The sequence below is a fragment of the Synechococcus sp. PCC 7336 genome, from assembly GCF_000332275.1.
Classification (GTDB): Bacteria; Cyanobacteriota; Cyanobacteriia; order Thermostichales; family PCC-7336; genus PCC-7336.
The window spans coordinates 3038548-3052684 of record NZ_CM001776.1; the positions used below are offsets into that span (position 1 = coordinate 3038548).

17 protein-coding genes and 1 riboswitch are annotated in these 14137 nt (G+C 52.8%); of the genes, 5 read left to right on the forward strand and 12 right to left on the reverse strand.

Features of this window, described 5'->3' with window-relative positions:
* Nucleotides 1-17 precede the first annotated feature (17 nt).
* The 4 genes from SYN7336_RS14635 to SYN7336_RS14650 all read right to left on the reverse strand — a co-directional run bounded on the left by SYN7336_RS14635 (nt 18) and on the right by SYN7336_RS14650 (nt 1386).
* Entirely contained in the window at nt 18-218 is a 201-nt protein-coding gene (locus SYN7336_RS14635) for a hypothetical protein (RefSeq protein ID WP_017326700.1), read from the reverse strand.
* Between the two features lie 116 nt (nt 219-334).
* The gene (locus SYN7336_RS28990; RefSeq protein ID WP_017326701.1) at nt 335-505 is read right to left on the reverse strand and encodes a DUF4278 domain-containing protein; all 171 of its coding nucleotides are present in this window, start codon (nt 503-505) and stop codon (nt 335-337) included.
* Between the two features lie 200 nt (nt 506-705).
* Complete coding sequence (locus SYN7336_RS28995) at nt 706-873, reverse strand: DUF4278 domain-containing protein (protein WP_017326702.1); 168 nt, start codon at nt 871-873, stop codon at nt 706-708.
* A gap of 68 nt (nt 874-941) precedes the next feature.
* Nucleotides 942-1020: riboswitch (Glutamine riboswitch) on the reverse strand.
* A 39-nt stretch (nt 1021-1059) separates the two neighbouring features.
* The gene (locus SYN7336_RS14650; protein WP_017326703.1) at nt 1060-1386 is read right to left on the reverse strand and encodes a hypothetical protein; all 327 of its coding nucleotides are present in this window, start codon (nt 1384-1386) and stop codon (nt 1060-1062) included.
* 802 nt (nt 1387-2188) lie between these two features.
* Here SYN7336_RS14650 and SYN7336_RS30945 point away from each other — a divergent pair.
* From SYN7336_RS30945 to lepA, 4 genes are all read left to right on the forward strand, one after another.
* A complete protein-coding gene (locus SYN7336_RS30945) occupies nt 2189-2341 on the forward strand; it encodes a hypothetical protein (RefSeq protein ID WP_017326704.1) in 153 nt (50 codons plus the stop codon).
* Nucleotides 2342-2621: 280 nt separating this feature from the next.
* Nucleotides 2622-3257 (forward strand): hypothetical protein, encoded by a 636-nt coding sequence (locus tag SYN7336_RS28085; protein WP_017326705.1) that lies wholly within the window; start codon nt 2622-2624, stop codon nt 3255-3257.
* Between the two features lie 161 nt (nt 3258-3418).
* Nucleotides 3419-5515: a glycogen debranching protein GlgX gene (gene glgX, locus SYN7336_RS14665; protein WP_017326706.1), complete on the forward strand. Its 2097-nt coding sequence runs from the start codon at nt 3419-3421 to the stop codon at nt 5513-5515.
* Between the two features lie 65 nt (nt 5516-5580).
* Nucleotides 5581-7395, forward strand: a complete 1815-nt coding sequence (lepA, locus tag SYN7336_RS14670) for a translation elongation factor 4 (protein WP_017326707.1) — start codon at nt 5581-5583, stop codon at nt 7393-7395.
* Nucleotides 7396-7410: 15 nt separating this feature from the next.
* Here the strand turns inward: lepA and SYN7336_RS26050 are convergent, their stop codons facing one another.
* The 4 genes from SYN7336_RS26050 to SYN7336_RS31525 all read right to left on the reverse strand — a co-directional run bounded on the left by SYN7336_RS26050 (nt 7411) and on the right by SYN7336_RS31525 (nt 10189).
* Nucleotides 7411-8010 (reverse strand): N-acetyltransferase, encoded by a 600-nt coding sequence (locus SYN7336_RS26050; protein ID WP_038026001.1) that lies wholly within the window; start codon nt 8008-8010, stop codon nt 7411-7413.
* A 77-nt stretch (nt 8011-8087) separates the two neighbouring features.
* Nucleotides 8088-8669, reverse strand: a complete 582-nt coding sequence (locus SYN7336_RS28090) for a DUF4157 domain-containing protein (RefSeq protein ID WP_017326710.1) — start codon at nt 8667-8669, stop codon at nt 8088-8090.
* 201 nt (nt 8670-8870) lie between these two features.
* A complete protein-coding gene (locus SYN7336_RS14690; protein ID WP_017326711.1) occupies nt 8871-9431 on the reverse strand; it encodes a Uma2 family endonuclease in 561 nt (186 codons plus the stop codon).
* Nucleotides 9432-10015: 584 nt separating this feature from the next.
* Complete coding sequence (locus SYN7336_RS31525) at nt 10016-10189, reverse strand: hypothetical protein (protein ID WP_162139110.1); 174 nt, start codon at nt 10187-10189, stop codon at nt 10016-10018.
* A 21-nt stretch (nt 10190-10210) separates the two neighbouring features.
* Here SYN7336_RS31525 and SYN7336_RS31530 point away from each other — a divergent pair, with 21 nt between their 5' ends.
* Nucleotides 10211-10606, forward strand: a complete 396-nt coding sequence (locus SYN7336_RS31530) for an HNH endonuclease (protein WP_162139111.1) — start codon at nt 10211-10213, stop codon at nt 10604-10606.
* Between the two features lie 126 nt (nt 10607-10732).
* On the opposite strand, the gene SYN7336_RS14710 is transcribed toward SYN7336_RS31530, so the two are convergent.
* The 4 genes from SYN7336_RS14710 to SYN7336_RS14725 form a co-directional block, all read right to left on the reverse strand.
* The gene (locus SYN7336_RS14710) at nt 10733-11452 is read right to left on the reverse strand and encodes a hypothetical protein (RefSeq protein WP_156820163.1); all 720 of its coding nucleotides are present in this window, start codon (nt 11450-11452) and stop codon (nt 10733-10735) included.
* A 350-nt stretch (nt 11453-11802) separates the two neighbouring features.
* The gene (locus tag SYN7336_RS28095; protein WP_017326716.1) at nt 11803-12396 is read right to left on the reverse strand and encodes a barstar family protein; all 594 of its coding nucleotides are present in this window, start codon (nt 12394-12396) and stop codon (nt 11803-11805) included.
* A 94-nt stretch (nt 12397-12490) separates the two neighbouring features.
* Entirely contained in the window at nt 12491-13129 is a 639-nt protein-coding gene (locus tag SYN7336_RS14720) for a hypothetical protein (RefSeq protein WP_038026006.1), read from the reverse strand.
* A 203-nt stretch (nt 13130-13332) separates the two neighbouring features.
* Nucleotides 13333-14130, reverse strand: coding sequence for a DUF4058 family protein (locus tag SYN7336_RS14725; protein WP_026101028.1), 798 nt, complete (start codon nt 14128-14130; stop codon nt 13333-13335).
* Between the last annotated feature and the right edge of the window lie 7 nt (nt 14131-14137).

The following is a 14137-nucleotide window of genomic DNA, read 5'->3' on the forward strand; positions in this document are numbered from 1 at the left end:
CTCAAATCTGAATTCTGCTAGCGATGGTGATTGCCAGCAATTGGGGGACGTAAATACAAGTCACTGAGCCTTTGACCAGCTGGCAGTTTGGCCGGTTCGCCGGGACGAGTGGGATAGGAGTGAGTGGGGAATACAGTATGCGGCAGCAGTTGCTTGCTGACATTGTACTGCAGTGAGTTGGGCACTGCAGTGAGTTGGTACTGCAGTGAGTTGGGCACTGCAGTGGGTTAGTTTTGCGAGATGCGGCGATCGCCTCAACTGCTCAAACAAAGTACCTCCTCAATTGAGGAGGTACTGTAATTGGGGAATAGAGCTCCGCTAGCAGGCTTTGCCCCTAGTGACCTCGATATTTCATGGTGTATTTGGCAGCCTGAAGGGGATTCCGTTTCACTTGTTTGCGAATAGCAAACTCGCGGCCGTGGAATTGACCGTTCAAGACTTCGTTAGTCGATTCAGCGGTAGGGGGGGCGTAGTCGAACCGACTGCCAAGAAATTGCAGATTCATGACGATTGAAAACCTCTAATTAAGTAGCATCGAACAAACATCGAGCGAGTGGGAGTTGGCTTCACTAACCTGAAGAAAGTAGCTCGGGAAGACAACCTAGCTTTCGACTTTCAAAAGCTAGGTTGATGGTTTTAGCGCCGCAGGCAAGCCGCAGTACAACCCCTCCCAAACTTCAAAGCTACGTTCTTAAAAGCTCAGGTTTAGTGGCCCCGAAACCGCATTTTGAAAGGGCTGCGAAGGACATTGCGCTTGACTTGCTTGCGAATGCGAAAGTCGTGGCCGCGAAACTTACCGGCTAAGACTTCATCTGTTGTAGGGGCCTGCGGGGGAACGTAATCCGCATGATGGCCGCGATATAAAATATCCATGTTCAATTCGCCTCCAGTAATCCGAACGTGTGGATGTTGTGTGTGACATGTGTAAGAACGTCACAAGAGGCGCGTTCCTTCGGGGGTGTCAATCCCTACTTCCGTCTTTTCTCACCGCTTGATTGGGGCTAGGAAAAGATGAACGATTTATTTCTGTATTCATTGTTACCGTTTTTTGGCTTGTTGTCAAGTGGATTCGTTGGCCGCTTGTTCTCGGGATGTGGAGGAGCGCTGCCAATCGGAACAGAGGCGATCGCCCGGACCACTGGGGTGGAGGGCACAGACCAATTGCGGTTTGTTGGCGTAGTAGCGACAAGATCGACAGATTGGTTGGGTTCCGAGAGCTAATTGAGGGCCAAAGGCGATCGCCGCTGGAGGGCCTTTAATATGAGTGCGCAGGCGAGCATAGCGAGCAATGCAGTGGCGGCGGTAGATGGCTTGTCTGCGCAGGCGACTGGTGGCGCTGCGGACATAGGATTGGGCAGGTGCTTGAAGGTCTGGTGCAGGGGGCATGGAGAATCCTCCCATACAGTTTTTAGATTGCATCGCGCGATCTCAAATCTCGGTTGGGGTGCCCGCAATCACGGTGACGCAGTGACGCATTTATATCGTCGTTAGAAGATATTGTCGCTAGAAGCTTAGCGATCGCTACAGCTAATCTGAAGAGTGAGGCATCCTTTGGAATTGACTGCATGGCTATCTTTAGCGTATCTCCAAACTACCGTCCGATACGATAGCCTGCTGACATGAAAATCTGAGGGTGTTTACTGATTTTAGATTGCCAAAATGCTCGATTTGTGTATTCAAACCCTGCGTATCTCCTTGTGTTTGTGTCAGATCCCGGAGTTGCTTCCATCAGCGCCTAAAGGCTGAAACCCTTATAGGGGAAAGTATTGTAGGGATGTTTATCTAGATCGCGACCTAGATTTCAAGTCGAGTCGAATTTTCCCAGGAACTAAAATCCGGCCTGGAATGTCTATTGTTAGGAACGAGGTCGTGGGGATCGGAGATTCTACACGCATTAGTGTCCTTGCAAGTTGCCGGGTTTGATTGACTGCCGGACTGAGAGAACTGGGAAGTATCCCTGGGAAATTTTTCAGATGAACTTCAGGGCACCTTGAGTTGTATTCTCCATCCTTGATATCGGGGCAATCGCGCCTTTACGACTAGCCACTTGTAACTATTCTTCTGGAGACTCAACTGTGAAAGTCCAACATTTTGCTCTCATTGCTGTTGCTGCTGTTCTGAGTGTCGGTGCTCCCGTTCCTCAAGGCTTTAACTTGGCCTCCAACTCCGGCACCGCGATCGCCGGTCCATGCGCCAGTCCCTGTGCCAGTCCCTGTGCCAGCCCCTGCGCCAGCCCCTGTGCGAGCCCCTGCGCCAGCCCTTGTGCGAGCCCCTGCGCCAGCCCCTGTGCGAGCCCCTGCGCCAGCCCTTGTGCGAGTCCCTGTGCGAGTCCCTGCGCTAGTCCTTGTGCGAGCCCCTGCGCCAGCCCTTGTGCGAGTCCCTGCGCTAGTCCTTGTGCGAGCCCCTGCGCCAGCCCTTGTGCGAGTCCCTGCGCTAGTCCTTGTGCGAGTCCCTGCGCTAGTCCTTGTGCCAGCCCCTGCGCAAATCCCTGTGCTAGCTAGCAATGACTGACCTTGGAGCGCGCTCCTAGTAGTGTTCGCGCTCCATTTCCTATGGCAGGCTGCGCCAGCTAACCTGCTGTAGCTGGCAAATCATCACTCTTTATTCTGGAGACTCAACTCGTGAAAGTTCAACATTTTGCTCTCATTGGCATTGCCGCTGCCCTGACTGTTGGTGTCGGTGTTACGGCTCCTCGGGTGGGCAATTTTTTTGCCTCCAATACGGCTAATTCTGGAGCGGCGATCGCTGCTCCCTGCGCCAGTCCTTGTGCGAGTCCTTGCGCAAACCCCTGTGCAAATCCCTGTGCAAATCCCTGCGCTAGCAGCTCGGCAGCAGCGACGGACAGTACTGACTACAACTTGGCAGTTCAGGAAATCGATGGCCAGAACGTGATCGAACTGACTCAAGTGTCCTGTCAGTTCTTGGAAAGTGAAGGGGTGAACTTGGGTTTTGAATCTCAGTCTGCCGATGACTGTAAAGAAATTAATGCTTCCACAAAGGACGATCGCACTCTGCAGGCGCTGACGTTACCTGCAGGTGAATATACCTTCCGAGTCACCAACAAAGGTGTGCCCTACCAGCTAGGCTTTTGGCTGCGCGGGGCGGGGCTCAGCAGAGCCGTCCTACCCAGTGTGTCTGGCGGCGGCCTATTTGACGGTCAAACAAAAGATTACACTGTCGAGCTGCGACCGGGTCGATATGTCTATAGCTGCCCCCTCAATCCGACTTTGGACTATGAATTGGTAGTGGAAGGCTAGACATTCACTCAGCCAAAATAACCAGTTGCATTGCGAACGAGGGTCTCTTGCGTACATTGCGAGAGACCCTTTAGGATCGACAGAATCCTACCAGCTAAGTGTCCACAAACGGTTGCGCTGTCTTTGAATATTGTCTACATATTGTCTACCGACCTCTCCCCATGCAACCGATCGCCTCAGATGGCCAAACCAGTCCCTTAGGAGCAAGCGTTTATCCCAATGGAGTCAACTTCTGCATTTTTTCTCAACATGCCGAAGCTATAGAATTACTCCTCTTCGATCGCCCCGACGATCCTCACCCCAGCCAAACCATACGGCTCGATCCGAAAGCCAACAATACCTATCATTACTGGCATATCTTCGTTCCCGGCATCGCCGCCGGACAGGTCTATGCTTACCGAGCCTACGGTCCTTTTGAACCCGAGCTCGGCCATCGGTTTGACAGTCAAAAAGTCTTGCTCGATCCCTATGCCAAAGCCATTGTGGGGCTCGATCGCTACAGCCGCGCCGCCGCCAGCCAGCCTGGAGATAATTGCCCCCAATCGCTACGAGGCGCGGTCGTCAACCCTAAAGACTACGACTGGGAAGGCGATCGCCATCCCCGCACCCCCTACTCCACCACAATCGTCTATGAAATGCACGTCGGGGGCTTTACCCGCACCCCCAACTCCGGGCTCCCCCCCGAACTGCGGGGGACCTTTGCCGGCCTCAAAGAGAAAATTCCCTATCTCAAAAATCTGGGCATCACCGCTGTAGAACTCTTGCCCATCCATGCCTTCGACCCCGCCGATGCCCGACCGGGATTGGCGAACTACTGGGGCTACAGCACGATTGGTTTCTTTGCTCCTCAACCCCATTACAGCAGCGATCGCGATCCCCTCGGCCCCGTCAACGAATTTCGCGATCTGGTCAAGGCCCTTCACCGCGCTGGCATTGAAGTGATTTTGGATGTGGTCTTCAACCACACCAGCGAAGGCGACAGTCGCGGCCCCACCCTTTCCTTTCGAGGGTTAGACAACCAGGTTTATTACATTTTGGATCGAGATAATCCAGCCCACTACTGCGACTTTAGCGGCTGCGGTAACACCCTCAAGGGCAACCATCCGATTGTTATCAGGATGATTCTCGATTGCTTGCGTTACTGGGTGTTGGAAATGCATGTGGATGGATTTCGCTTCGATTTGGCCTCTGCTTTAGCCCGCGATATTTACGGTCACCCCATCGGTGCGAGGAGGGGGACATCGAGTCTGTTATGGGCGATCGAATCCGACCCGGTGTTGGCAGGGACCAAACTGATTGCCGAGGCTTGGGATGCGGCAGGGCTGTATAGCGTCGGTCAGTTTGTGGAATTGGCCGATTGGTTTGCGGAATGGAACGGTCCGTTTCGGGATGACGTGCGCCGGTTTGTCAAAGGGGATGCGGGCATGGTGCCGAGATTGGCCGATCGCATTCTGGGCAGCCCGGATATCTATGCCCGCGAGGATACCGATATCAACCGCAGTGTCAACTTCATCACCTGTCACGATGGCTTTACCCTGCACGACTTGGTGGCTTACAACATCAAACACAACTCAGCCAACGGCGAAGACAACCGAGATGGGGCCAACGACAACTACAGTTGGAATTGCGGTGTAGAGGGGGAGACTGAAGACCCCCAGGTGAAAGCCTTACGGCTGCAGCAAATCAAAAATCTCCTCACGATTCTGTTTATGTCGCAGGGCACCCCGATGCTGTGGATGGGAGATGAGGTGAGTCGCACGCAGTGGGGGAATAACAATGCCTATTGCCAAGACAACGCGCTGAGTTGGTTTGATTGGGATGCGATCGAGCGCGAGTTCGATTTGTGGTGTTTTGTGCGGCGGCTGATTGACTTTACCCAAAGGCTGTCACTATTTTCCCAAGAAACCCGGTTGGAAGTGGCTTACGTGAGTCGAAACCCCCACCTGTGTTGGCACGGGGTGAAGTTGGGACAACCCGATTGGTCGGAGCAATCTCGCAGCTTGGCGTTTTCGCTGCGCCATCCCGAAGCCGATGAATTTCTGCACGTCATCTTCAATGCGTTTTGGCAGCCCCTAGAGTTCGAGTTACCGCCTTTGGGGCACGGGGAGCGTTGGTATCGGCTCGTGGACACAGCCCTGCCCCTGCCGCAGACGTTTTGCGAGTTGGATGCGTCAGACCCCGTTAAGGCAGATACCTATCGAGTAGAGGGGCGATCGTCGGTGGTGCTCATGGTGGATGCCGAGGACAGCACGGGATGATTCTGCAACGGGCAAGGACAAAGACGATAGGATTGTAAAGATCTTTCCTCGAGTCTGTCGCGGTCATGACCGACGTTCCCGTCTCCCGTATCCGCAATTTTTCCATCATCGCCCACATCGATCACGGCAAATCCACCCTGGCCGATCGCCTCCTGCTGGCCACAGAGGCCATCTCCGAACGGGATATGAAAGACCAGTTTCTCGACACGATGGACATCGAGCGAGAGCGGGGCATCACCATCAAGCTGCAGGCTGCTCGCTTGAACTACACTGCCAAAGATGGTCGAGACTACATTCTCAATCTGATCGATACCCCCGGTCACGTGGACTTCACCTACGAAGTGTCGCGATCGCTGGCCGCCTGCGAAGGAGCCCTCCTCGTTGTCGATGCCTCGCAAGGGGTGGAGGCCCAGACGCTCGCGAACGTGTATTTGGCGATCGAAAACGACCTAGAAATTATCCCCGTCCTCAACAAGATCGATCTCCCCGGCGCAGACCCCGATCGCGTCATCGCTGAAATTGAAGAAATTGTCGGCCTCGACTGCACCGACGCCATTTACGCCTCCGCCAAAGAAGGCATTGGCATTGACGAGATCTTAGAGGCGATCGTCAAACGCATCCCGCCCCCCCAAGACACCGTCAACGACGCGCTCCAAGCCCTCATCTTCGATAGCTACTACGATCCCTATCGCGGCGTCATCGTCTATTTCCGAGTCATGGCCGGGGTGCTCGACGCCAAAGAAAAAGTCCATTTCATGGCCTCCGGTCGCGATTTCGAGTTAGACGAATTGGGTGTTCTCACCCCAAAGGAGAAACAAGTTGGCGATCTGCACGCCGGAGAAGTGGGCTACCTCAGCGCCGCCATCAAGACCGTCGAAGATGCCCGCGTCGGCGATACCATCACCCTGGCGACTGCTAAAGCCTCCAAGCCCCTACCGGGCTACGTTGAAGCCAAGCCAATGGTATTCTGCGGCCTGTTTCCCACCTCCACCGACCAATTTCCCGAATTGCGGGAAGCCCTCGAAAAACTCAAGCTCAACGACGCCGCCCTGCAATACGAACCGGAAACCTCGGGAGCAATGGGCTTTGGCTTCCGTTGCGGTTTCCTCGGCCTGCTCCATATGGAAATCGTGCAGGAGCGTCTGGAGCGGGAGTACGATCTGGACTTGATCGTCACCGCCCCGTCAGTCATCTATCGAGTCACCCTCAACGACGAATCGGTGGTCGAAATCGACAACCCCACCCAACTGCCTGCCCCCAACGAACGACTCAAAATTGAAGAGCCAATCGTGAAAGTAGAAATCATCATCCCCGAAGAGTTTGTGGGGGCGATGATGGAGTTGTGCGAAACGCGGCGCGGCGAGTTTAAAGATATGCGCTATTTGGCTCAGGGCCGCACCACTCTGGTGTATGAATTGCCGCTGGCGGAAGTGGTGACCGACTTTTTCGATCGGCTCAAATCGCGATCGCGCGGCTACGCCAGCATGGACTATCACCTGCACGGCTACCAAGAGGACAAGCTCGTCCGCCTCGACGTGCTGATTAACGGCGAGATTGTCGATGCCCTCTCCTGCATCGTCCACACCGATAAAGCCTATTACGTCGGTAAAGCCTTAGTGAGCAAACTGCGGGAACTGATTCCCCGCCATCAGTTTGTCGTCCCCATCCAAGCGGCGATCGGTTCCAAGATCGTCGCCCGCGAGACGATTCCAGCTCTGCGCAAGAACGTGTTGGCCAAGTGTTACGGCGGCGATGTCTCTCGCAAGCGCAAGCTACTGGAGAAGCAGAAAGCGGGTAAAAAGCGGATGAAATCGGTGGGCACGGTGGACGTTCCCCAATCGGCATTCATGGCCATTTTGTCGTTGGACGACTCGAAGTAAATCCCCAACATCGCCTTAGAGGCGGCGCTCCATCAGTGGATTGCCCCGTTCGACAGCGCCGTTTTTCTTGAATCCTTGCCGACCGTAGATCCCCTCTAAAGTACTCCGACCCATACCTGGTGCTTCTGGGTCGACCCCCAATTTGGCTTTACGGTAACCTTGCTGTTGACCAGCCGAGGTAGCAGCAGAAATCAGAGATTTAGAAACGCCCTGTTGCCGATGGCCGGGGTCTACCCGGAGAGAGGCGATTTCCATTTTTTGGGTCTCTGCCGAACCTTTAATTTTGACTCGTCCAACTTGTTGTTTGGTATCGCTGGAGATGGCTGCAATCTCTTGATAGCCATTGTCACTCGGTTTAGGGGAAGCGATGCTGTATTGTCTCGGGCCTGTGTCTTGCTGGGCTCGGACAGGGGTTGTTTGGGGAGATTGTAGCGGTACTTGCGATTGTAGCGGTATTTGCGTTAGATCCATGCGGGTGCGAGAGGTTGGCGGAGGGACGCTCGCGGTCGATCTCTCTGGCTCGCGATGGGTCGCTGTTCGCTGGAAAATACTCTGGGTGAGTGGAGATGGACGCTCCAGTCGATTGGGGTTGCGGGTGGCCTTCTGATGGGGCATGGGTGCTGTCCTGCCAGTGGAACGCAAAGCCTATGCAAGGGTAGTGATGGAATGATTGCGACAGGTCGATTGGACTGCTAGGTCCGAGCGGCTTTGAGGCCCAAACGATCGGCTTCCCGCTCTAGGGCAGGGTTATCATTCAGCGGCAAGCCGTTAATCTGGGATGTGGGTTTGACGCGGCCTCGGCGCTGTTGCACGACATGGGCGAGTTCGTGACCGAGGAGGGCTTGCCCCGAAGAGGTTTGAGGTTTGAATTGGCCGGGGGCAAAGTGAATTTGATTGCCTTGAGTGTAGGCGATCGCATTGAGCGATTTAGCTTGCGGTCCTTCATGGACTTTGACATCCGCAAAGCTGGTGTTGAAAGATTTTTCCATCTTGGTGCGGAGCGAAGCGGGAATCGATTGACCGCTAGTGCCACTGGGAGGTGGGGACAAACGATTCTGGTGAGCTGATGTTACTGCCTGAATAGGCTGACGCTTGATATGGGCAGCGGGAGGCATCAGCGGCACCTGGGTGAGGTCTGCCTGAAAGCTGGATGCTCTGGCGGGGATGGGGTTGAGAGAGTCAGTTGTTCGAACAGAGGTTCGGGGGAACAGTTCTCGATTCGATCGCGATTGTCTGGGGGGTCGCTCGGGCTGGTTTACTCGCTGGTGCGGCATTGTCGCTGCCTCCCCATTTAGCTTCAATATCTTACTCTTATTATTGCGGGCAACCCAGTGTGTTGCATAGCATTCGCTCTCCGTCAGCCCGCCAAACTAAGCTCCTCCCGTCAGGATCTGCATCTTTGTCAATCATCACAAAATCCTCCTGTCGTGCATATCCTAAAACCTCAGTTTCACACGGCTCAAATCAGCCTAGGGCTAAAATAATTGGCTAATTAATATGCTAAATTCTGGCAAGATGGGGCTGGTCAGGTCATCATCTGCGTGCAGGGAAAGGACTAATTTTAAGATACCGCGATCGCGACGATAGACTTCTACTTTTTGCTGTTTGCGATCGGCGATCCAATATTCCAGAACACCATAACTCGAATATAGCTTCAGCTTCACTTCCCTATCTCGTCGCTCATTTTTCTCGCCGGGGGACAAGATTTCTACGACTAGTTCTGGAGCCGCAATGAGATGGCCAGCCTTATCGAGCATGCTTGCAAGTCGCTCGTGGCTAGCCCAAACCACATCTGGAATAACGCTATCTGCCTCTGAGAAGACTAGGCCGGGGTTCACAGCTGCTTCGCCTAAGCCACTCTGTATCGACCAGCCCTCTAGGGCCATACCAATCCTGACGGAGACGTTTTGGTGTTTCCAGTGGGGAGCCCTGGTCACAAACAATTCTCCATCAATAACTTCGTAGCGTCGTCCGTCGTCTGGTAATAGTTCGAGATCGGTAACTGTCCAGCGGACATCCGTACTGGAAGTGGTCATGGCTGTAGTGTCTCGAGGTATCAACCCAGTACAAGGCTAGCGCAGATTGATTGATTGGGTGGATGCGATCGCACTACATGTCAGAGTTCCATCAACAGTATGGGTCAGTTATCCCGGCGTTTAAAATCGGCAAGTTACGAGAGGATGGCAGACTCCGCCAGCGCCGTTCTCAGTATCCCGTTGCTAAAACCTGCGCAGCGGTCGAGATTACGCCTGGGAATAATGGAGATAGAATCGCTTGATGCCCCTGATAGAACTGCCCTTCATAAAACCCATCCACCCATTGCAGTACGGTGACCTGCTGGGCCATTGGATCGAACATCTAATAGAACGAAATAGCTCTGGGTAAGGCTCTATGGTGATAGTTTAGTCTATAGCCATGATGTCAATGTCACTTTAAACGAAGACCTTTCCCTTAGAAAACAGCTTGAGCATTTACCAGAGTGAGAGCTATGGAGCGACTTGAAGCCAATCGAAAAGCATATCGAGCACAGAATGGTGCCAAACGTAGTCAAGGAAGGTTCCGTCATCTTGCGGTTCTAACGTCACCAGAGCCAGAGGGTAGATCTTCAGTAGCCCCGACATCATGTTGGAACGGCAACTTTGTTGACGTTCCCGTACATGGAAATAATATTCAGCCAATTCAGCCCAAAGTGACTGTTGGTGCGATCGAAGAACGTCAGACACAGTTTGATATCCACAGCAATCAGCAGAGAGAACGAGACAGTAGCATAGACGTCAGCGAGGCAAAGATCCATAGCGATATGCAGACAGACGTGATGAGTTGTGCAATCCAAATGTCTTCGGAGTCGGAGTACGAGCCCTCAGAAGATGACGCTCCCAGCGGCTATATGGATCCATCCGACTATTACGATGAGTTCGGTGGCAGCAATCACAGCAATCTAGATAGAAAGGTCTGGGTAACGCGAGACTCTACATACAACTCGCCAGCACTGTGGTGGCAGAATCCGCATGAGGAAACAATCCTTAAGCTTAAAGGAACTCGTTCGAAAGATATCATTGCGCTGGGGGGAGACGATACTGGCTATACTTGGCACCACTGCACTGACTATGCGTCAGGTAAATGTACAATGCAGCAAGTACCCACTACTGAACATGGCAGTTGGGGTCATGTAGGCGGCGCACGATATGCTGGCTATGGCGAAGATGGATGAGGTAGAGCTGCTGACAACAAGTCCCCAGAATGGGGGATTTAGGGGGCGAATGCAGTGGTTAACAGCGTTAATGAGAGGGACTAAAAGGTGCCCCATTAAAACTACAGGTTTCTGACTAAATTCGGTTTATAACCAGGGAGGATTGGTAAAGTAAATGGTTGGCTTAGGTCTACGCAAACTTACTATATGAGTGACGAGATCGTCCAGATTCATCTCTACAACCGTAGGATGTGGCCACAAGGTGAGTATCTTTTGTTGCCCGTCTTTCATGCCAAGGGAGAGCGCTGTGTGGTCGAGCCAGCGATTGAAAAAGACAACACAACCGCTTGGAATTTCCCCCTCTGTCCACTTTTGTTGCGTTGAGACTCCCAACTCGGGCTCGATGACTTGGCAGAACCCTTGAAATGCATAGTTTAAAGCGTTTTTCTGATGAGTTTTCATCTGCAGTATTGGTATGCTTCCAAAACCGCCATACCTTATCGCTAGAGGCGTGGCTGTAGTAGTTAATATTTTGTTGTATACAGTCTTCGCCTTTTGACTTGCCAGCTTGAACAGAGTCTGCAAATATTCTCGATCGATCGCTCCAGCTCGATAGGCCACATAAAACACGAATTCCCAGCAACTCATGATCGCTGCCTCTCCGGGATCCACATCTTTAAACACTAACTTTAGAAAGTCGTTAGACTCTGCCGTTCCTTGACAAATTTGCAATAACACTGTGGCCAATTCCGCCAGATCGGTTGGGAGAAATCCTTGCCATTGGAGCTTCCCAGTCAGCGTGCCCCCGGCTGCTTCCAACTTTTCGACCGCTTCCCCCTCGATCGCCTCAATCGGTTTTTCCTCCATGCGCTGCACCGCCTGGAGCGAAGGAGTCTCTTCTTCTAGCGTGCTATCCTGTGCTGCAATCGGCTGCACAGACTGCTGCACAGGGATTTTCGTCATGTCGAGGTTAAAGCGAGGTAGCCCGACTTGCGCTGATGACTCGCCCCGCTTTTTGTTAGCTGCTTCTAGGCTAGAGCGCAGGGCAGCCTGCTGGAAGAAGCGCCCCTTCTCGTGCGAATCGTTGTGTCTATGGGCATCAGCTACCGCTACTCGTTTCTGGCTCATGGCGCTTTACTGTTAGTCCGCTAAACATTTTCCCTAGGGGGTGGGAAATTTGTTTGCAGCCGTTCTTTTGGCTCTATCTGCCGCTCGCACTAATGGGCAGAATTCGCGATTGAGGCACTTGAACTACGCTTGATGCGATTCATGGCTTGTGTCAATTTTTGAGCAAAGGCTGTCTCTGCTGCCTTGCTGTACGCCAACAAAACATGGAATGGGATGGGCTGCTCTTCTCCTGCTGCTGTCTCACTTCTCCGTTCTTTCCATTCTTCACAGGCTGCGATCGCGATACTCAGAAAAATTTCAAAACTGCGACTATCCTCCTCACCTAAAAGAAGTTCTGCCCGATCGACTATTAACAGATATGCATTGCCTTCATTCCACCGCAAATCGGTGATGCACTCATCAAATGAATTCCAGTTGCCGCCGAAATAGTTGGGAAACTTTAGGGCTGTGGCAACGGCGTTAAAAAATCCAACTTTTGTTTGGCTCTCTGCTCCTTGTATCTTCACAATGACAGCGTTCCCTTGCTGCTCTGAAAGATTTCTTTGCATTTCGTCTATCTCGACCGGTTCGATTTGAGCAACGTGGAGCGCGTCTGACTCAGGGTCAAATAGAGCCTCCCAAAACTCTGGATCTTCTGAAATTTTGTCTCGATGCTTCCAGGTTTTCATAATAGCAAATTCCATAAGATTCACTAGATAAAAGAGACTAGTCCAAGCAAGCTCTTTGTGGATGATGACTTGGCGCTACACTTGCCAGATTAAATCTCAATCGCTTGATTCAGAGAACGATTTCTGTATATACATCTCCATGATCCCAATAGAAGTAGCGGCCATCGGGCGTAATGATTAGTCTTCCTGCTACGTTAGGCTTCTCAAATTCTGCAATTGATATTTTGGCGCACTTCACACCTTCACCACCGCCTAGGTCATTATCACGATCTATGAACGGACTATAATAATAATTTTTACCATTAATTACGCCTACCCTGATTCTACTCGGACCACTCCTTGCCATAGTCATTCCATGAGTTTTATGCTCTTTTACTAATGCAATTGCTTCTGGTGGTACTTTCTCCTCCTGCTTCTCTTCCACTTCCATGCGCTGAATCAAGGTCTGGTTGAAATGCACAGGGTTTAATCCATCTTGGCGTACGTTTTTGGGGGCAGCCTGACTCGTGTCCTGCTCGATCGTCTTCCCTACTGATAGATGCCTCTGTTTGGCCCTGGGCAAAGTTGATAGCGTCGCTTGTTGGATCGGTAACGGACTGAAGTCGTAGTGGAGTTGCGAAGGGGTGAAGGGCTGGATCGTATCCTGGCCTGGAACGGCAGGCGCAGCGGAAGCACGGCGGAAGGAACTCATCTCCTGCGGCTTGCGTTCAAAGAGTTGGCAGGATCGCTTGACTTGCTGGCGGGTCATGGGTCAAGTCCTAGGCAGCTAATTTGGAAAACCTGATACAATTATCGACGTTTTTTGCGTTTGTGAGTGCGATCGCATATGTATGTAAGTATTTTAGTGACTCGGTCAGAATGCCAATCTATAGGGCAGGCCACGTCCATCCTACAAAAAATCCGTATTCCACTAGCTTCTCACTACCCAACCGATCGCCGCTCGCTAAACACTCATCCCCCCGATCGCCTCAACCCCTTCTCCCGCAGCAGGTTATCCATCCACACTGCTGCTCGATCGGATAGCGGCGGCACCGGGTCGCGGGAGTAGTCCATCACCACCTCATATCCGGCCCGCTCGTAAACCTGACTCAACAACACCCGTAGATCCACCACCGGTTCCCGATCCGACGCTCTCAACGGTAATGGAAACGTTGGGATTGCCTCCGACAAATCGAACCGATACAACTCGGCACGGGGACGCTCCTCGCTGCGACTCACCAATATGCGGTAGTCTCTGGGGCTGCCATCCCCCAGCACTGGCATCGCCTCGCCCCCCCGCAACAGATCGATCTCCACTAAATGGGTCCGGCTACCTAACACCGCCTGCCGTTTGCTTTCATAGGTTTCCCGTCCCTTCCCCGATCGCTTATTCGTCGGCGAAAGGACTTCAATCGCAGCGATAACAGCCTGAGTTGCTGTCTCGCGCACTTCTAAATAACCCTCGCGGAATTCCACTGGCATCGGTACCGTCACCATCAGAGGCGCAGAGGGCGGTTCCGCCAGTGCGACTGGCGATTTCTCTACCTTGGGAGCGCTGCCCGCCCGTTCCACTGTCACATCCGGTATTCCCACCAACAGCGCCTCGTCCCCACTCATCCGATACACCCGTTTCTCGATCGCCACTCGATACTTCGGCAGCAATTGAGGATTCAGTGACTCGGCCAGAATGCCAATCAACAAATGATGCACTTCCGGCCAATAATCTGGATGTTCCAAATAAGGATTCATTCCTGGAAATGGGTCAGACATGGCCTTT

Coding starts and splice junctions, on each gene's coding strand:
- SYN7336_RS28990 (WP_017326701.1), bottom strand. CDS start 505: ATGAATCTGCAATTTCTTGGCAGTCGGTTCGACTACGCCCCCCCTACC.
- SYN7336_RS28995 (WP_017326702.1), bottom strand. CDS start 873: ATGGATATTTTATATCGCGGCCATCATGCGGATTACGTTCCCCCGCAG.
- SYN7336_RS14650 (WP_017326703.1), bottom strand. CDS start 1,386: ATGCCCCCTGCACCAGACCTTCAAGCACCTGCCCAATCCTATGTCCGC.
- SYN7336_RS30945 (WP_017326704.1), top strand. CDS start 2,189: ATGCGCCAGTCCCTGTGCCAGTCCCTGTGCCAGCCCCTGCGCCAGCCC.
- glgX (WP_017326706.1), top strand. CDS start 3,419: ATGCAACCGATCGCCTCAGATGGCCAAACCAGTCCCTTAGGAGCAAGC.
- lepA (WP_017326707.1), top strand. CDS start 5,581: ATGACCGACGTTCCCGTCTCCCGTATCCGCAATTTTTCCATCATCGCC.
- SYN7336_RS26050 (WP_038026001.1), bottom strand. CDS start 8,010: ATGCCCCATCAGAAGGCCACCCGCAACCCCAATCGACTGGAGCGTCCA.
- SYN7336_RS28090 (WP_017326710.1), bottom strand. CDS start 8,669: ATGCCGCACCAGCGAGTAAACCAGCCCGAGCGACCCCCCAGACAATCG.
- SYN7336_RS14690 (WP_017326711.1), bottom strand. CDS start 9,431: ATGACCACTTCCAGTACGGATGTCCGCTGGACAGTTACCGATCTCGAA.
- SYN7336_RS31525 (WP_162139110.1), bottom strand. CDS start 10,189: ATGGATCTTTGCCTCGCTGACGTCTATGCTACTGTCTCGTTCTCTCTG.
- SYN7336_RS31530 (WP_162139111.1), top strand. CDS start 10,211: ATGAGTTGTGCAATCCAAATGTCTTCGGAGTCGGAGTACGAGCCCTCA.
- SYN7336_RS14710 (WP_156820163.1), bottom strand. CDS start 11,452: ATGGAGGAAAAACCGATTGAGGCGATCGAGGGGGAAGCGGTCGAAAAG.
- SYN7336_RS28095 (WP_017326716.1), bottom strand. CDS start 12,396: ATGGAATTTGCTATTATGAAAACCTGGAAGCATCGAGACAAAATTTCA.
- SYN7336_RS14720 (WP_038026006.1), bottom strand. CDS start 13,129: ATGACCCGCCAGCAAGTCAAGCGATCCTGCCAACTCTTTGAACGCAAG.
- SYN7336_RS14725 (WP_026101028.1), bottom strand. CDS start 14,130: ATGTCTGACCCATTTCCAGGAATGAATCCTTATTTGGAACATCCAGAT.